The organism is Mongoliitalea daihaiensis (assembly GCF_021596945.1).
Taxonomy (GTDB): Bacteria; Bacteroidota; Bacteroidia; order Cytophagales; family Cyclobacteriaceae; genus Mongoliitalea; species Mongoliitalea daihaiensis.
Genome location: NZ_CP063779.1, coordinates 737,444 through 755,473, shown reverse-complemented (window position 1 = coordinate 755,473; position 18,030 = coordinate 737,444). Strand labels below are relative to the sequence as shown.

At 40.2% G+C, this 18,030-nt stretch carries 17 protein-coding genes and 1 pseudogene; 7 read left to right on the top strand and 11 right to left on the bottom strand.

Annotation, left to right across the window (positions count from 1 at the left end; all coding sequences use genetic code 11):
• Window positions 1-584 precede the first annotated feature (584 nt).
• The gene (locus tag IPZ59_RS03030; protein ID WP_236138410.1) at window positions 585-1,136 is read left to right on the top strand and encodes a transposase; all 552 of its coding nucleotides are present in this window, start codon (window positions 585-587) and stop codon (window positions 1,134-1,136) included.
• A 33-nt stretch (window positions 1,137-1,169) separates the two neighbouring features.
• On the opposite strand, the gene IPZ59_RS03025 is transcribed toward IPZ59_RS03030, so the two are convergent.
• The 4 genes from IPZ59_RS03025 to IPZ59_RS03010 all read right to left on the bottom strand — a co-directional run bounded on the left by IPZ59_RS03025 (window position 1,170) and on the right by IPZ59_RS03010 (window position 5,911).
• Window positions 1,170-1,829, bottom strand: a complete 660-nt coding sequence (locus IPZ59_RS03025; protein ID WP_236138409.1) for a LolA family protein — start codon at window positions 1,827-1,829, stop codon at window positions 1,170-1,172.
• Window positions 1,830-1,857: 28 nt separating this feature from the next.
• Window positions 1,858-4,347 (bottom strand): FtsK/SpoIIIE family DNA translocase, encoded by a 2,490-nt coding sequence (locus IPZ59_RS03020; protein WP_236138408.1) that lies wholly within the window; start codon window positions 4,345-4,347, stop codon window positions 1,858-1,860.
• Window positions 4,348-4,394: 47 nt separating this feature from the next.
• Window positions 4,395-5,444, bottom strand: coding sequence for a quinone-dependent dihydroorotate dehydrogenase (locus IPZ59_RS03015; protein ID WP_236138407.1), 1,050 nt, complete (start codon window positions 5,442-5,444; stop codon window positions 4,395-4,397).
• A 239-nt stretch (window positions 5,445-5,683) separates the two neighbouring features.
• Window positions 5,684-5,911: a hypothetical protein gene (locus tag IPZ59_RS03010; protein WP_236138406.1), complete on the bottom strand. Its 228-nt coding sequence runs from the start codon at window positions 5,909-5,911 to the stop codon at window positions 5,684-5,686.
• 169 nt (window positions 5,912-6,080) lie between these two features.
• Between IPZ59_RS03010 and IPZ59_RS03005 the strand changes: the two are divergent.
• A pseudogene (locus tag IPZ59_RS03005) lies at window positions 6,081-7,599 on the top strand (IS1634 family transposase).
• Between the two features lie 249 nt (window positions 7,600-7,848).
• Here the strand turns inward: IPZ59_RS03005 and IPZ59_RS02995 are convergent.
• The 6 genes from IPZ59_RS02995 to xerD form a co-directional block, all read right to left on the bottom strand.
• Window positions 7,849-8,433 (bottom strand): hypothetical protein, encoded by a 585-nt coding sequence (locus tag IPZ59_RS02995; RefSeq protein WP_236138404.1) that lies wholly within the window; start codon window positions 8,431-8,433, stop codon window positions 7,849-7,851.
• 133 nt (window positions 8,434-8,566) lie between these two features.
• The gene (locus tag IPZ59_RS02990; protein ID WP_236138403.1) at window positions 8,567-8,857 is read right to left on the bottom strand and encodes a hypothetical protein; all 291 of its coding nucleotides are present in this window, start codon (window positions 8,855-8,857) and stop codon (window positions 8,567-8,569) included.
• A gap of 31 nt (window positions 8,858-8,888) precedes the next feature.
• Window positions 8,889-9,272 (bottom strand): hypothetical protein, encoded by a 384-nt coding sequence (locus tag IPZ59_RS02985; protein WP_236138402.1) that lies wholly within the window; start codon window positions 9,270-9,272, stop codon window positions 8,889-8,891.
• An 83-nt stretch (window positions 9,273-9,355) separates the two neighbouring features.
• Window positions 9,356-10,837 carry a hypothetical protein gene (locus IPZ59_RS02980; RefSeq protein WP_236138401.1) on the bottom strand — a complete coding sequence of 494 codons (1,482 nt, stop codon included), beginning with the start codon at window positions 10,835-10,837 and terminating at the stop codon, window positions 9,356-9,358.
• A 544-nt stretch (window positions 10,838-11,381) separates the two neighbouring features.
• On the bottom strand, window positions 11,382-11,918 hold the full coding sequence (locus IPZ59_RS02975) for a TolB-like 6-bladed beta-propeller domain-containing protein (protein ID WP_262912249.1): 537 nt from the start codon (window positions 11,916-11,918) through the stop codon (window positions 11,382-11,384).
• A 10-nt stretch (window positions 11,919-11,928) separates the two neighbouring features.
• Window positions 11,929-12,837, bottom strand: a complete 909-nt coding sequence (gene xerD / locus IPZ59_RS02970; RefSeq protein WP_236138399.1) for a site-specific tyrosine recombinase XerD — start codon at window positions 12,835-12,837, stop codon at window positions 11,929-11,931.
• 124 nt (window positions 12,838-12,961) lie between these two features.
• On the opposite strand from xerD, the gene aroQ reads away from it, so the two are divergent.
• Genes aroQ through IPZ59_RS02955 form a run of 3 tightly spaced genes read left to right on the top strand, consistent with a single transcriptional unit; the run spans window position 12,962 to window position 15,035 of the window.
• Window positions 12,962-13,384 (top strand): type II 3-dehydroquinate dehydratase, encoded by a 423-nt coding sequence (gene aroQ / locus IPZ59_RS02965; protein WP_236138398.1) that lies wholly within the window; start codon window positions 12,962-12,964, stop codon window positions 13,382-13,384.
• Window positions 13,381-14,439, top strand: coding sequence for an aminotransferase class V-fold PLP-dependent enzyme (locus IPZ59_RS02960; protein ID WP_236138397.1), 1,059 nt, complete (start codon window positions 13,381-13,383; stop codon window positions 14,437-14,439). The genes aroQ and IPZ59_RS02960 overlap by 4 nt, the downstream gene beginning before the upstream one ends.
• 5 nt (window positions 14,440-14,444) lie before the next feature.
• A complete protein-coding gene (locus tag IPZ59_RS02955) occupies window positions 14,445-15,035 on the top strand; it encodes a MarC family protein (RefSeq protein ID WP_236138396.1) in 591 nt (196 codons plus the stop codon).
• Between the two features lie 343 nt (window positions 15,036-15,378).
• Here the strand turns inward: IPZ59_RS02955 and IPZ59_RS02950 are convergent, their stop codons facing one another.
• A complete protein-coding gene (locus tag IPZ59_RS02950) occupies window positions 15,379-16,572 on the bottom strand; it encodes an ATP-binding protein (RefSeq protein WP_236138395.1) in 1,194 nt (397 codons plus the stop codon).
• Between the two features lie 235 nt (window positions 16,573-16,807).
• Here IPZ59_RS02950 and rnhA point away from each other — a divergent pair, with 235 nt between their 5' ends.
• Together rnhA and IPZ59_RS02940 are read left to right on the top strand one after the other, a co-directional pair.
• Window positions 16,808-17,266 (top strand): ribonuclease HI, encoded by a 459-nt coding sequence (rnhA, locus tag IPZ59_RS02945; RefSeq protein ID WP_236138394.1) that lies wholly within the window; start codon window positions 16,808-16,810, stop codon window positions 17,264-17,266.
• 11 nt (window positions 17,267-17,277) lie between these two features.
• Window positions 17,278-17,997 (top strand): tRNA1(Val) (adenine(37)-N6)-methyltransferase, encoded by a 720-nt coding sequence (locus IPZ59_RS02940; protein ID WP_236138393.1) that lies wholly within the window; start codon window positions 17,278-17,280, stop codon window positions 17,995-17,997.
• Window positions 17,998-18,030: the final 33 nt, after the last annotated feature.

The window sequence follows — 18,030 nt, the reverse complement described above, 5'->3', positions numbered from 1 at the left end:
TCAATATTACAAAGCAATCCTTACACGATCGATTTACAGCTCAAGCAGTATCATTTTTAAAAGATGTCTTGACATACTTTTGTTTCAAAAGATTAGATATCAGGGCAATAGAGAACTCCTTACATCCCATTTTAAAAGAATCAGGATCAAGGATTCAACCAAGTTTTCTCTCCCTGACCCTTTTTCGGAAAAATATAAGGGATATGGCGGAGCCCTTAGCCAATCATCATCAATGATAAGTATCCAATATGAATACGATTTCATTAGCGGTCAAAGTATGGATCTGAGACTGACCTCTGGGGTATTGAACGATCAGTCAGACTCAGCGGAATTTACTCATGATATATGTGAAAAGATCTTTTTTTAAGAGATCTGGGATATTCTACCCTGAAGTTTATGACAAAGGTCCATTCTGCGGGAGCCTATTTTATCAACCGTTTGGGGCCACAGGTGAATTGCTATCTTGATTTGGATTCAGAGGAACCTGTAGACTTAAAAAATCACCTTCACAAACTCAAAAAAAATCATCTTGACTATATTGAAGTCTCTGTATACTTAGGTAAAAGGAGCGTGTTCCTGCGCGTTTGGTTCTTTCACTTGCCAATGAAGAAACCTATCAAAAAAGACTAAAAAAAACAACCAAACAAGCAAGGTCAACAGGACATAATGTTTCTGAAAAGTTTAAAATCAAGGCCAGACTCAATATTATGGTTACCAATGTTCCGTCTGAGGTACTAAAAACCAATGAAATAAGAAAAGTTTACGCTATGAGATGGCAAATAGAACTCATTTTCAAGACTTGGAAATCTTTGGTTACGATAAATGAGTTTAACAGTAAAAAAATTCATAGGTTTGAATGTCAGCTTTACGGAAAGCTAATTTGGGTAATCCTTAATCTAAAGATATTCAACTGTTTACAAGAGCAGATGTATGGTAAATATAAGATACTATGCAGTATTTGGAAATACTTTAGACTGATACAAAACATCCAAAACTTTCTAATAAAAGCAGTTAAAAACCAAAACCAGCTCCGACTTTTGATTAAAAAATTGATCGATTATGCTCCAAAAGCAATTTATCTTGAAAAAAAGAAAGGAAAATTGGCTCTTGAACATATAATTAACCTCTTAACCTGACGGCTATGGCCGACAGGCAGGCTTGCGAGAACCCTACCTCAAATCAATTATCTCAATCTTCCCGTACTTCTGAGGATTGAAAGTAAAGAACGTATCCGGTAGGTCGGCATTCGTATTGACGGACTTGAACTCATAGCGAAATTTGCCACCCTGGTCATCAAGGATTTCCCAAGCTTTCAAATCCTTCGTACTTTTTTCTACCCACAATAAAACTCGTTGAAAAGGAGCACTGCTGCGCTCTGCAGTCAGTTCAATTTCTTGCAATACAACACCGTTTTCTGTTTTCTCACCTACCAAGCGATAATTGTATCCTTTTTGATACATAGTATAGACGGATGATGGTGTTAACTCATCTTCCAAATCCGAAGCATTGTTGATGGTGACTTCCTTGTAATTGCCGGACTCAATAAAATTCCAAATGGTCTTGCCATTATTGAAAATTTCCTGATCTGGCAGTTTTAAATGGTATTTATCGCCTTTGATAGCAATTTCACCTTTTTGCATTTGTCCTTTGCTGTCAAAGCCATCAAAATAAGTGACTTCAAAACTGGCTTTGAGCCCCTTAAGTCCCCGATATTTTTGGCTCATGCCATCCAATACAGCTTTTGCTTTGGGATCTTTTTGGGCCTGAAGTGTTCCTGAAAATGGAATACAGAACAGTGCTATGATTAATGTGAGTAAGATACTCTTCATGACGATTGATTAGGCTGGAACTTTCCGACTATAAACTGCTCAATAACCGTTCCAAACTTGTTTCATCTTGAATCAAAACTTCCCGCGCTTTGCTTCCTTCGAAAGGTCCCACAATGCCTGCTGCTTCGAGTTGATCAACTATTCGGCCCGCTCGGTTGTATCCAAGTTTGAGTTTCCGCTGTATTAAGGAGGTACTTCCTTGCTGATGCAGTACAATCAGGCGGGCAGCATCTTCAAATAAAGGGTCTCTATCCGCCAAGTCTATATCTCCCAAGTTGCCTTCACCTTCTTCTCCAACAAATTCCGGAAGGAGGTATGCATCAGGATAGCCTTTTTGCTCTCCAATCCAGTCACAGATGGCATCCACCTCGGGCGTGTCAAGGAAAGCGCATTGCAATCGGGTCATCTCCGAACCTGTAGATAGCAACATATCCCCCATACCGATCAGTTGGTCTGCACCACCTGCATCCAAGATGGTCCGGCTATCGATTTTGGAAGTTACACGGAATGATAGACGGGCAGGGAAGTTGGCCTTGATGATACCTGTAATGACATTTACGGATGGTCGCTGAGTGGCGACTACTAGGTGAATTCCAATCGCTCGGGCCAATTGGGCTAAGCGTGCAATAGGAGCCTCGATTTCCTTGCCTGCTGTCATCATCAAATCCGCCAACTCATCGATTACAAGTACGATGTAGGGCATAAATCGATGGCCTTTTTCGGGATTCAACCTTCTGGCCACAAATTTGGCATTGTATTCTTTCAGGTTTCTGCAGCCTGCATCTTTCAGCAAATCATACCGCTGATCCATTTCTATACACAAGGAATTGAGCGTGTAGATTACTTTCTTGGTATCGGTAATGATGGCTTCCTCTGCCCCTGGAAGTTTGGCTAAGAAATGGCGCTCAATTTTATTGAACAAGGTCAATTCCACTTTTTTAGGATCCACCAAGACAAATTTGAGTTGGGAAGGATGCTTCTTGTAGACTAAAGAGGCCAAAATCATATTCAACCCTACGGATTTACCCTGACCAGTGGCCCCCGCCATGAGTAAGTGAGGCATTTTCGCCAAGTCCATAACAAAGACCTCATTGGAAATGGTCTTTCCTAAGGCCACCGGCAGGTCCTTGTCGCTTTTCATGAATTTTTCAGTACCTATAACTGCTCTTGCGGGTACAAGCTCCCTGTTTTTATTCGGCACCTCTATACCGATAGTACCTTTACCTGGAATAGGAGCAATGATTCGTATACCCAAGGCGGACAAGCTTAATGCAATGTCATCTTCCAAGTTTTTGATTTTGGAGATTTTTATTCCCGCTTCCGGGACAATTTCATATAAGGTGACCGTAGGGCCTATAGTGGCCTTGATTTCCTGAATACCGATTTTAAAATTGATGAGGGTATCTACGATTTTATTTTTATTGTCCTCTAATTCTTCACGGGTAACGGTTACTTTTTGAAAGTCATACTCATTCAATAAATCCAATGTTGGGTATTTGTAATGAGGAAGGTCAAGAGTAGGATCATAGGGGTCTAAATTCTCAACTTCATCGGCAGTCTTTTCTTCACCTTCTTTAACTGCTACAGAAAAACGCTGCTCTTCAACAGGTTTAGTAGTTGCCTGCTTTTCTTCTTGAGGAGCACGAGAATCTTCAATATTCAGTACTAGTTGACCGGTTGAAGCTGGGGGCGTATTTTCTGCTCCTTTGATAACCCACGAACTCCCGTCATCTCCCAAGCCATCTTCCTGCTCATTGATATCTTCAAGTTCTGGTAAATCATCATCTTCATCTTCCAATTCCTCGTCAGATACAAAAGGAGATTTTGCAGGACTTTTATCTTTTGCATATGCTTCAGCGGTAGTTTTTTCTTCAGTTTCACCCAAACTCCCAATTTGTTGGATGTTGTAAAATAGGATAAGAAAAATCAATAAACAGCCTATGAATAATATCAAGCTTCCCCAGCCAAGTAGGTTGAATAGCCAAATTCCACTTTCATGTCCGAATCCACCACTCCATTCGCTCAGAAAAGCAAAAGAAGGATTGAGTACTGCCATAAAGCCCAAAAAAGCACCAATCCATATGAGAAAGAACATGCCAAATATTGTGTATCGGGTAAGCGAATACAACTGCTGACGGAATACTAATTGAATCCCAGCAAGTACGAGAAAAGGTGGAATGAAAAAGGCTCCTATGCCGAACCAACGACGGATAAATATGTCTGAAACTTTGGCTCCTAGTAATCCAAGCCAGTTTTTTGCCTGCTCAGTAGTTTTGATTAAGTCATCATCTACCATAGGCCCTAGTAAGCTTTGATCTGCTTTGCCAGAGAATAAGTGTGCCGTGAAGGCAAACAATAAAAAAATACCCGCGGATAGCAAAAAGATTCCGATCGACAAAGGAAGTCTTTTGTCTTGAAACAGGCTTAAGTTCCATTCTCTCTTTGGTTTGGAGGAGCCTTTGGTTGCATTTTCTTGTTTTTTTCTAAAAGTATTTGCCTTAGGTTTTTCGGAAGCCATCGGTACTTGCTGAATTATGGGAAATGAAGATAGAGAAAATTTGAGATTTATGGATTGGATTTTTTGAAATGTTCGAGTAATCCTTGGTTGATCTGCTTAATCAAGCTCGGTCCCTCATAAATCATGCCTGAGTACACCTGCACCAAGCTCGCCCCTGCTTCCAGCTTTTCAATAGCATCGGCTGCTGAGTAGATACCGCCTACACCAATAATGGGAAATGCTTGCTTGGATTGTGTGGATAGGTAGCGGATGACTTCAGTACTTCGCTTGGAAAGTACCTTTCCACTTACCCCGCCTGCACCGATTGCTTCTACCGTAGCTTTGTCTGTCTTCAATCGTGATCGGTCAATGGTGGTATTGGTGGCAATGACTCCGGCAATCTGTGTTTCCTGTACAATCTCAATAATATCATCCAATTGCCCATTCGTTAGGTCAGGAGCAATTTTCAATAAGATGGGTTTTGGCTTATCATAGGCATCATTGGCAGTCTTGACCGCATGCAACAAGGCCTTCAATGGCTCTTTTTCTTGTAAGTCTCGGAGATTCGGGGTATTGGGAGAACTCACGTTGACCACAAAGTAGTCCACGTAGGGGTGGAGAACTTTCAGGCAATACAGATAGTCATTAACAGCTTCTTCGTTGGGAGTGACTTTGTTTTTGCCAATGTTGCCACCGATGATGATGGAGGTTTTACGTTTGCGCAGTCGCTCCACAGCGGCTTCTACGCCACCATTATTGAAGCCCATGCGATTGATTAAAGCTTCGTCTTGAGGAAGCCTGAAAAGTCTGGGTTGTGGATTTCCGCCCTGAGGTTTGGGTGTTAGGGTACCGATTTCGATAAATCCAAAACCCAAAAGTGCCATTTCGTCAATCAACTTGGCATCTTTGTCAAAGCCCGCTGCCAGTCCTACTGGATTCTTAAATTTCAGACCGAAGACCTCTCGTTCCAATAGTGGGTTATCCAGAGAAAAACTATTTTTCAATACGGAGCTTACAATTGGTAAACTGAACGTTCGCTTGATCCAATCGAAGGTAAAGTGGTGAGCTGCTTCCGGGTCTTTGGTAAATAGAATGGGTTTGATGAGAGACTTGTACACGCTGCGAGGGGTTTATGAGAGCTGCAAAATTAGGGTTTTTTTGATGAAGAAGTACTTAAAAAGGCAATCCCCTGTGGTATTAATTTCCTTCCAATCGTTTCAGCTCTTTTTTACTAAGTTCTTTTGCTATGAGGTCCTGAGGGTGAGATACCTGAACCACCGGGTATGCCTGACTGCTGTAAAGTTCCTGATTATTGCCCCAAATTTTTACTGGAACCTGTACTTAGGAGATTTCACCTTTATCCTTGATCAGGATTAGTTCTTTTTAGTTTGGCGACAACATTTTTTCCGGGATTGGATATAGCAATGACTGTTTTTCCTCCATTAGAGGTTAAATTATTAAGTGTTGTAAAGTCTATCACTACCGTGAAAGGAATGATATCCGGATTAATGGCATAGATGGTCACATTTCTGTCATTATCATACGCTGACTCGAATCTCAGTTGTGCAAACGCGTACGAATGCATTAAAAATAAGATAACTACAAAAGAATGGCGCATACTTGTTGATTGCTTTAGCTGGAGTTTGTTTCCTGTTTTGTGCGGGCACACTTTAGTTCAAAATTAAGTCATTGAAATTTAATGGATTATTTCGATTGATTTTGTGTTTTTGGGTGTCTCGGATTATTTTTAGTTTATGTTTGTGAGACGTAAAAGGAATTCTAGCGGTAGCTTTAGTGTACAGATTATCCAAAAAGTAGGCAGAATCAATAAAGTTGTCAAGTCATTAGGCAGTTCTTTTGATGAATCAGAGCTTGTTCTCCTTGAAAGGCAGGCCTTACTTGAAATTGAGAAAATGAAGGGTCAGGCTTCCCTGTTTTCCAATGATAGGGATACCAACCTAAAATCTGTGCTTTCCAATGTAAGTAATAGCGAAATAGAGCTTATTGGTCCTGATAATATTCTTGGAAAGGTTTATGAGTCAATAGGGTATCACACTATCGGATTAGATGAGCTTTTCAGAGACCTGATCATGTCTAGGCTTGTTTATCCTGGATCCAAGCTGAAAACCATCGATTATCTTGCCAGGTTCAAGAACAAGGAAATCAGCGTTTATTCCATCTATCGGTATATGGATAAGATCCATAGAAATTATAAAGATAGGATTGAAGCGTTGACATTTAAACACTTCAAGGATATTTTAGGGGGGAATATCGGCCTTATTTTTTACGATATGACTACGTTATACTTCGAGGTGCCAGATGAAGATGATTTACGGAAAATAGGCTATTCAAAAGACGGCAAGCATCAGCATCCCCAGATCAAATTAGGGTTGCTAGTAGGACCTGATGGCTACCCCTTGGGGTATGATATTTTTGAAGGAAGCACTTATGAAGGGCATACACTTATTCCTGTATTGAAGAATATTGAAAAGAAGTTTTCTATTGACAAACCTATTGTGATTGCTGATGCAGGTTTACTGTCATCGACCAATATCGATGCACTCATCAGCAATGGGTACAAGTTTGTCCTAGGAGGTAAAATCAAGAATGAAAGTGCTGAAATCAAAAATAAAATCCAACAACTGGAGGTTACCGAAGACAAACCAAGGGAAGTGAAAAAGGATGGTTATAGGCTTATTGTGAGCTTTTCAGAAAAACGGAGGAAGAAGGATTCTCATAATCGGGAAAAGGGCCTTAAAAGCTTGAAAAAAGGTTAAAAACGGGAAACTAGATAAAAATAGCATCAATAACAGAGGGTATAACAAATACCTCAAGTTGGAATCAGAAATAAAAGTAGCTATCGATTACACTAAATATGAAATGGATGCTAGATGGGACGGTTTGAAGGGCTATCTGACAAACACGTCTATGAAGCCAGTTGAAGTCATTGCAGCATATGGAAACCTGTGGCATATCGAGAAAGCTTTCCGAATAAGTAAAACTGATATCAGAATAAGACCTATTTATCACCGTATACCAAGAAGAATAGAAACACACATCTGTATCTGTTTTGTGTCTTATGCAGTTTTCAAGGAGCTAGAAAGAATGTTAAAAATATCTAAAGCGGGTTTTTCTGCAACAAGAGCAATAGAGCTGACAAAAAACATGTATCAGATAAAAGTTTTCCTTCCAGATTCAAAAACTTATACAACTATACCGCTTAAACCAACCGAGGAACAGCAAGAACTTATCTCAGTTATTATGAAAATTTAGCGTGGGTGTCCCATCGCACAAAACAGGAGATAACTACAAAAGAATGGCGCATACTTGTTGATTGCTTTAGCTGGAGTTTGTTTTGGTTATTAAGTTGAAAATGCCTTGTTGAGGCGTGGAGAAATTTAGATTGAAATAAACTCTTTAGTTCCACAACAAATGTACCCTGATGAAACGGGGATAAAAATACCCAAAATTGGGTATTTATTGGTGGGTACGAGGGGGGGTAAGTGATGAGAAATAGAAAAATTACACCAACAAAAAGGTAACACTAAAATACCTTTTCCACTTTCCATGTTCTTTTTTGTACACAGCAAGATGAGGGCCTTCATATGATTGGTATAAGCATGCATAAGTAAACTCACGGAAAAATACTGGTTTTGAAAAACTTCTATAGGTACTGTATGCTCTCAGAGCTACATCAAGTTCAACAATTTCAGGTTTTCCTATATGCGTGTAAAAGGCATTTAAAATGCTATCATATCGACTTCTTTCGGAAGACAGGTTTATACCATCAGGGAGTAATTCTTTTCGAAATTTGTAAGGAGCGCTTCCTTCGGTGCAGATTCTTTCCGTTTCCTCTCGTGAAAAAACGTCTTTAATCAAAATTTTCTGCCTAAAATCACTTTCTAAATTCCAAATTCCTTCCACCGTACAGGAGTCAAGCCAAGGAATCTTCCAATTGGTTTCTGCGTCTTCAAATAGGAATATTTCTTGACCCGAGGCTAATTCATTCTCAAAAACAGCAGCTATCAGTGCCTTGGTCTCTCTGTCTTCCTGTGAGATGCAACTGAATATACTGGTACAGATAAATAAAATAATACAATATTTCATTGCTTGAGGTGGTTTTCAAGAATTCTTCTGGAAGGAAAGAAGGTGGTAGATTTTCACTACTCACCTTTTTATCCAAATCCCAACAATCTACTTTTTTAGAACACGTTAGAAAATCAAATACAATATACAATGGTTATTCATAAGGGATTATTTTTGTTACTTTTCCATCACTTCCGAAAATTATTTCTATGCCCGATGATGCGGCAAAGGGAGGCTGATAAAAATAAAGAGAGTCTAATTGATTAAAGTATGAAATTCCTTGGGAATCAGGAAGACCCATAATTCTAATTACTTCTGCTTTATCCATGCCTAATTCAAGCAATTTTGAATTAGTTACATTTTTGTAAGACTTATAAACTTTTGGCAGGTATAAAGCCAGCATGATAACCATTGCAAAGGGGATAATTATTAGTAGCTTTTTCATTCTGTAGTTCCCGTTCGGATTATGAAGTTTTTTATTCTTCGGCTCCTGTATGGATATTGATTTGGTAAGCATTGATGGTAAATCCTAAAGTAAACCTGTCAGCATGAAGATATTCGTCCTGAAAGATCATAAAAAACGAGGCCTTGTCTTTAATAGCAAAGTTTGCCCAATCCTCGTAACTCAAGTCTTTATCATAAATAAGCTTCATTTCCGATAACACCTTCCTTGAATAGGGCCTTGTCTGATGCCCTTGAAATGGGAGATGTGCAAGGTATAGAAAGAATGATGGGTGGTTAAAATTATCTCTATAAATCCTTATTTCTTCGGCTCTTGCATTCTCAGGAACATTGTATTTACCTTCTTCCTGAAAGAATTTTGTATTTGCTCCGTACCTGTCCACTAGTATAATGTACATATCAGAATTCAGTGTTGAGCTGTTACGGGATGGGGACTTAATTCCCCAAATACAGATCAAAGTTAGAATAATGGATAAAATTTTCATTGTGAGCAAGATTTACTCCCTAAGTATCTAATAAACATTTTTGCTTCATTGTATTTCTCATATTCACTTTTCAAGGGTGGCGGTAGTTTCATGTTTTTCATCAGTTGAAATGCAATGGTACCATCCAATCCTTCCCATGCTAAAGATTTATAGAAGCTTTTTGGGATGTCATTAGGATAAACATCCTTCACCGTACGGGTAAAGGCTTCATAATCTAATTTCTTGTGAATATCAGCCAAAATATCAGCCATTACATCTAGATATTCGTTAGCCATCTGATTATGATGTTGGTCGCCTGTACCCACATACATTTTTACATAAGAATCAAAGGTATCTCTAAACTGCATGTCTTGTCCATCTGGGTGATTAGTATTAAGAGCCCTGTAAAAGTCAGCATGTAGCATTTCATGAAGGATTGTTCGCGCAACTTCAAGTGAAGATCTATTATGGAAATTTTGTTCGTTTATTGTTATATACATAGGTCGGTCTTTTCCTCTCCATTGAGCCTGTCCATTAATACTTGGGTTGTTTAAAGAATTTAAAAATAGTTTTAATTCAATGTCCGGACTTACTCCTTCAAATTTTTTTGCCATTGCTTCAAAATATCCATTATCCCTTAATTTGTTTAGAAGACAAACCGCTCGTCTATTTTGACGGAAACTATCATCTAGCTGTATGACAACTCTTGCAGGAGGTATAGGAGGAATAGTAATTTTAATATTCCCCGAATCCCCGATTGTGCCTATTGCACCTCCCACCCCCGATCCTGGGTAATTATAAATAGGATCTATGCCACCTAAGGAAGGTCCAGCTCCTGAACTTACAGTACATTCCGTGACATATCGGTATTCTGTTTCCCCTTGTGTAACATGGCAGTTATTAGCGCCTGCAAATACGATGTTGTGGATTACAATGGTAATTCTGTACCGTTGGCATGATACTAAGTGGTTGATAGAAGGGTCTTTTTTCGAACTGTTTTCTAAAGAGCTAGCAATATCTGGATGCCGTGTCGTTAGTATCTGCCCATCCTCTATGCCGAATCCTACAAAAAACCGTTCGTCATAGGTCCAAATATCCAAAGTTCCGCTCCAGTCTGCCGGGATCTTATTGTAGTATATCTCTTGGAAATCTTTGATATCCTGTTCCGCAGAAGGATAGTATCGCGCTATCAAGGGCATGTAAAAGGTTCCGTTTACACTGGGGCTTTCTACAAATAGGATGTTTTGGATGATAGATGTTCCGTGTTCTTCTACGTTTAAGGAGTTCATGACATCACTTGGGAGAAAGACTTCGGCATTTTTCAAAGGGATTTCATACACCTTGCGACCATCCTCGAAATAGTAGGAGTGGAATTTACTCCAGTCAGGGTCTTTTTCGAAGAAGGGCATCCGAAGCTCCCCCGAATCTTCTCGGTAGGTATCGTTCCCTGTCTTTTCAGGGATCCATGTTTCTTTTCTTTGTTCAAACCACTGCTTCACTTGAAGTATTTCTCCTTTGTCAGGGTTCTGGATTTCCGCCAGCTTTTCCTGCTCTTCAAGACAGGAGGAGGCAAATAACCCTAGGCCTAGTAGTAAGACAAACGAAACAGCTTTGATTGTAACCTTACTTTTGCACAGATTAACTAAGTCTGTAAGGTTAAGGGGGGGGTAAATTTAAAGTTTCTCATAATGATTGGTTGGTAAAATGAAAAGCGTAATTGTTTTAATGAGCGCAGCTTTGAAGCGGATGATTTTAATCATCGTTTTTATTCTGCAACTCATTCAATAAAAGTAACCATGGTAATTGAGAATAAAAATACCCAAAATTGGGTATTTTTTGGTGGTTATGAGGGGGATTGGGTAAGTGATTTATTCTCCTCGTTTACTCGGGTTTACAAGTAGCTTTCCACTTGTTGAGCAGATACAAGTAATACATTTTTCAGCAACCGGTAAAAAAATATAAAAGTAGATTAATGACAATGTTAGTCCAACAACCACTACCAATGTGCCATTTTCTGACTAATAAGTAAACTTGATCAGTCCTTCATCCAAGGTATAGTTGACACCTATTATTGTTTATAAGAAGATTTTTATCCTTGCTGTAGGCATGCCTTCCCTCCCAAGCCATACCTTCAAGAAGGGGTAAGGTTGCTTGCTTACTATCAAGAGAAGGAAAAGAACCTGTTCGGCTGATTTCTTCACCTTCTTTGGAAAAAGTCAGTAAGTGGCTGTCTTGGGTGTAAGTTATGGCAATCATTTCCTGATTCTTGAGATGAAATACAGGAAACATAAAATCAGCTGTTGCCGGTGTTTTAACAATTGTTTTTGGGCTGAGGATTTTATTTTCAAGTACTTTATAGAGCTCGTAAAAAATTATTTTTCTTTGACTGGGGTCGTATACATAAAATGATTTGTCCTGTTTGTCTACTTGTAAAAATACCGGGCTGAGCATTTCCTCCGGACCTGTGCCAAATTCAATTCCTGATGTGATGAATGATAAGTCTTTCCAATCATATATAGAGATAACATGACCTGTTCGGGCATTTAACACAAATAAGTAGTCATCCAAAGATTCAACCAAATAGGAGTAATCAACATTTTTTCCTCGGCAAAAACTCTTGTAATACTTGCCTCAAATAATCTCGGTCCAGATGGGTGTAGATTTCTGTGGTCGTGATGCTTTCGTGACCGAGCATTTCCTGCACAGCACGTAAATCGGCTCCTCCTTCGACTAAGTGAGTGGCAAAACTGTGCCGAAAGGTGTGAGGGCTCACGTTTTTTTCCAATCCAATGGCTTCTACCTGTTTTTTGATAATCAAAAATACCATCACTCGGGTGAGTCTTTTTCCTCGGCGGTTTAAGAATACGTATTGCTCATGCCCTTTCACTAGTGGCATGTGTACGCGTATTTCTTCCAGATAAATATGCAAATACTTCAAAGCCTCTTGTCCCACAGGTACCAGACGCTCCTTATTTCCTTTGCCGATAATCCGAAGAAATCCTGCATCGGCATACACATGAGAGAGTTTGAGCTCAACGAGTTCGGACACTCTCAGTCCCGAACTGTATAGCATCTCCAACATAGCCCGATTGCGGTGTCCTTCGGGACTGCCCAAAGGGATGCTCTCTAGGATGGATTGGATTTCGTGAAAGCTAAGGGTGTCGGGTAGTCTTCTTCCTAGTTTGGGGGTTTCCAGTAGCTGGGCCGGGTCTTCTGTAATCAGGTCCTCATACATCAAAAACCGAAAAAAGGCCTTGATACCCGATACGATCCGTGCTTGAGTATAAGCTGAGATTTCCAAAGCTGCCAAACTATTGACAAAACTTCGAAGATGGGGTAATTGAGTTTGTAAAGGAGGGGTGTCGGGAAACTGCTGCTCCATGTACCGCTGTAACTTCTCCATATCCTGCAGGTAGGCGAGAATGGAGTTTTCGCTTAGAGAGCGTTCTAATTTGAGGTAATGCTGAAAACGTTTGGTTAGATTTTCCCAGGAAAGCATGGCTTGTATAAAGATTAAAATTGGCAAGTAATCACAGAAAAAGCAAAGGAACTTTAGAGGATATTTTGGGCATGCACCAAATTACTGATACTTTTGGGTATTCAAACCACTAAACCAGATTCCTTTGAAAATCATCATCATCAACGGTCCAAATCTCAACCTGCTGGGCAAGCGGGAACCGGGAATTTATGGCAGTCAATCCTTTGAGGAGTTTTTCGAGCAATTGCAGCAGCAATTTCCTCAGCTTGAGCTTCATTACTACCAATCGAATGTGGAGGGAGAACTCATCAACAAAATCCATGAAGTAGGTTTTTCCTTTGATGGGATATTGTTGAATGCTGGAGGATATACGCACACATCGGTGGCCATCTCGGATGCGATTGCGGCAGTGCAAACGCCCACGGTAGAGGTGCATATCTCCAATATCTACAAGCGGGAAGAATTTCGTCATAAAAGCATCATCTCCCAAGCTTGCGTAGGGATGATTTCAGGTTTGGGCTTGAAAGGATACGCATTAGGAATCCATTATTTTATCACACACTCATGAAAATCACATTTGCTCCAGGGCCGTCCAAAGTGTACGATGGACTACCTCAATATATGCAAGATGCATACCAACAAGGCATCTTAAGTGCTAATCACCGTTCTGCTGTTTTTATGGACCTATACCAAGAAGTAGAGCAGTTGATGCGGGAAAAATTGCACGTGCCAGCTGATTTTAAATTATTGTTTACTTCTTCTGCTACAGAAAACTGGGAAATCATTTCTCAGTCCATCGTACAGGAAGCCAGCTTCCATGTGTATTCGGGTTCGTTTGGAAAAAAATGGTTCGATTATGCCAAGCATATTGTGCCTGCTACCCAAGGACTCAAGTTGGATGCCAATGAGGTGATAGATGTTGCCTCGCTGAATGTTGGCCATGCCTATGACGTCATCTGCCTTACCCAAAATGAAACCTCCAATGCTACCCAAGTCAGAAATGAATACCTGGCTGCGGTGGCTGCAAAATATCCTGAGAAATTGATTGCTGTGGACACTACATCATCCATGGGGGGCATTGCGTTGGATTGGCAGTACGGAGATATCTGGTACGCATCGGTTCAGAAGTGTTTTGGTTTGCCCGCAGGTTTGGGGATCCTATTACTTTCCCCAAGAGCCATTGCCAAGGTCAAGGAAAAAGGGGAGTCGGGAAGGTACAACAGCCTTTCATTTATGTTGGAAAATGCTGTCAATTATCAGACCCATTATACGCCGAATGTATTTGGGATTTACTTGCTCAAAAGAGTCTTGCAGGACATGCCTGAGATACAGCTAGTCGATCAAAAAATCAAGGAGCGTATGCGTGCCTTGGAAGACTGCATTGCCAATACCACGCAGATGCGTATGTTGATCACCAACGAACAAGCAAGAAGCAGCACCGTCATGGGAGTGACTGCCAAGGAAGACTTTATCGCTTCTATCAAAAAAGCAGCCGAAAAAGTGGGAATGCAACTCGGGGGAGGTTATGGTCCTTTGAAAGCGACAAGCTTCCGAATTGCCAATTTTCCTGCGATTACGGATGAGGAGTTTAACAGATTATTGGATTTCCTTAAAAACTACTGATAGCCATGTTTGATCTCAAGCAGATTTTCTCTGTGACGCTGATTTTATTTTCTGTGATTGATATTTTGGGTTCCGTGCCTATCATCATCAATTTGCGAAAAAAAGTAGGTCATATACAATCTGGTAAAGCTACCTTGGCTGCTGGGTTTTTGATGTTACTGTTTCTCTTTGTTGGAAAGTCTATTTTGAGTCTTTTTGGCATTGGAGTAGAGGATTTTGCCATTGCTGGAGCCTTGATCATTTTTGCTCTGGGGGTAGAGATGATATTGGGTATTGAATTGTTTAAGCCTGACCCAGAAGCCTCGACCACTTCGGCATCCATTGTCCCGATTGCCTTTCCCTTGATTGCAGGGGCAGGAACCTTGACTACTATTCTGACACTGAAGGCAGAGTTTACCCAAGCAAATATTGGAGTAGGAATTATCATCAATTTAGCCATTGTCTATGCGGTATTAAAAAGCACCAATTGGCTGGAACGAAAACTGGGAAAGACGGGCTTGGATGTATTGAGAAGAATTTTCGGGATTATCCTCCTGTCGATTGCCGTGAAGATTTTCAAGACAGCATTGATGTCTGGTGAAATGGTAGCTGTTTAGATTGTTGGGGGGAACTGTCCCTTTGGAAGGGGGAATAATTTTATTTACTCGATGTATTGAGTAAAATTACTCAGTACATTGAGTAAAATTTTTAAAACATGTTTAAGTAATTGTAAATTAGTGTGTTATAAAAATATTTTTAAGCAAAAAGAGGCTGTCTCATAAATTGCTCTTCAGATTTATTAACCAAACAAAATTCTGTTTAAGAATCAATCCCTTTGTGACTTAGTGGCTTTGTGGCTAGAAATGCCACGAAGGCTCTAAGGCACAAAGTTTCACTGATTACAAACCAAATAAAATTTTGGCATTATTTTAAAGCATTAACTTATGAGACAGCCTCTTTTTAGAATAAATCAGTCATATCCAGCGCTAAAAACTCTTGCCAAGGAATTCCATCGTTTCCAATGACAAAAAGCTTATCAGGGGCAAACTTTTCTTTGAAGGCATTCATACCAGTGAGTTTGCCAGTGAGTCCAGATTTCACTTCTAAACCGATGACTTTTTTTTGATATTCAACGACAAAGTCCACTTCATCATTCCCTTCTTTCCAATAGTATAGGGATAACTTTTTATTTCGAAAGGTCTGATTCATCAGATGAGAGCCTACAGCAGATTCTACCCATCTTCCCCAGACTTTGTGATCTTCGATGATGCTTTCGTAGCTTTCATTGGAAATACCTGACATGATAGCGGTGTTATGAACTTGGAATTTTGGGCTGGAAGCACGCTTTCGGACCATGTTTGGGCTGTATTTTTCAATGCCTCCCAACAGGCCTGCATCATTTAGTAATTCTAGGTAATTGGCAAGTGTGGTCGTATTTCCTGCTTCGGTGAGTTGCCCCATGATTTTGGTAAAGCTCAAGATTTGCCCTGAATAGACGGAGCCTAACTCAAAGAGTCTTTTCATCAAAGCTGGTTTGTCCACTCTTGTCAGCATTAGGATATCTTTAGAAATACTTGTTTCTAATAAGGAGTCCCGAAGATAGCTTTTCCAACGATCCTCATCTTCTCGTAGTGTAATGGCACCGGGGTAGCCTCCAAACCATACGTATTCTTCCGCACTTAGTCCAAATGCCGTCTTCATCTCTGTTAAGGTCCAATGCCCCAAATAGGTGGCTTCAAATCTTCCAGCTAATGACTCTGTCAAGCCTTGTTGGAGCATGAGACGGGATGAGCCCAAAAGGACAACTCTGATATCCCGTTCTTCCAAGCTGTCTTTATCCCATTCAGCTTTGATCTGTTCACTCCAGTTATGGATTTTCTGAACTTCGTCAATGACCAGTAGAAGTGGCTTGTCTGTTTGTTGGGATTGCTGAAGCCTTGCTGCTTCCCATTGTTGATTGATCCATGCTTGGTCCCCCGCAGGTACGGCATCGGCCGCAACAAACTTTGAAGGATAGTTGAGCTCCTTCATGACCTGCCTGACAAGGGTAGTCTTACCCACTTGACGAGGGCCATAGATGACTTGGATGAATCTCCGTGATTCATTAGCTAGTCTATGATGAATTACTTTTTTGTCCGAACGATAGAAGCTCATTTCGTTGAATAATAGCTATTTACAAATTTACGTGTTTTATTGAGTAAATTTACTCAATTTATTGAGTAAATTTTTAAAAATGAATGTAAAATATTGAAAATGAGATTAATATGAAACTATTTTTTGCCAATTTTTGAAGGAGGTAAAGGGTACTTTTATTCTTTTGATTAGGAGCTTTGCAAATCCTACCTCCTTACTTTGGGATATTATTCGTTTTTAAATGTTTTCTTTGTGCATGATTTCAATTTTTACAGACGGAGCGGCCAAAGGCAATCCCGGACCTGGTGGTTATGGGGCAGTATTGTTGTACAAGCAACACCGCAAAGAGTTATCAGGAGGCTTTCGGATGACCACTAATAATCGCATGGAGCTATTAGCTGTGATCAAAGCACTGCAAGAACTGAAAGTTCACGGGATTCCTGTGACGATTTATTCTGATAGTAAGTATGTAGTGGATGCCATCGAAAAAGGTTGGCTGTGGGGTTGGCAAAAGAAGGGTTTTAAGGATAAAAAAAATCCAGACTTGTGGCGCGTGTATATTCCACTGCATGTCAAGTATAAACCCAAATTTGTGTGGGTAAAAGGTCATGCAGGGAATGCAGAGAATGAGCGATGCGATCGATTGGCGGTAGAAGCCGCTGAAGGGCCTAATTTACCGGCCGATATTGGCTACGAGCATGCCTCGGAATTTTAATAATCTCACTCATGCGCAAAGGATATTTTCAGTTTAAGCAATTTGGGGTGCGACATGAGAAGTCTGCCATGAAAGTATCTACTGATGCGGTGGTACTTGGTGCTTTGGCTGGGAGCAAAACTAAGTTTGGGAAAATTTTCGAAATAGGATTAGGGACTGGGGTCATTTCCCTCATGCTGGCACAACGATACCCTGAAAGCCTAGTCAGCGGGGTTGAAATAGATAAGGATGCATTCGAAGAGGCCCAGTTTAATGCTGATGCCAGTCCATTTGTCAGCCGCATACACTTTCAGCATATGGCCATTCAAGAATTTCTTTTGAATGCTCAACCTGCTTCGGTTGATTTACTTGTGAGTAATCCTCCTTATTTCTCAGATCACCTCAAGTCCGTAGATTCGAAGCGTAGTCTAGCGCTTCACACAGATGCCTTGAGTTTTGATGAATTGCTTGAAGCTGCTGCTTTTCTAGTGGATGAGGTGGGGGAGTTTTGGGTGATTTTGCCCGAAAGGCAGATGATGGATTTAATCAAGCGTTCCCAGACTTGCGGTTTTTATCATTTTTCTACTGTAGTTCTGAGAGATCAGCCCAATAAACCTGTGTTGCGATTGATTTGTGGATTTTCAAAAAGTGAAAGAAATTTTTTTCAAAATGAAATTGCCATAAAAAATGATAGTGGAAAATTTAATTCGGATTATGCTCATTTGCTGAGGGAATTTTTATTGATTTTTTGATCTAATTTCATTTATATCTGTTGGAGCAATATT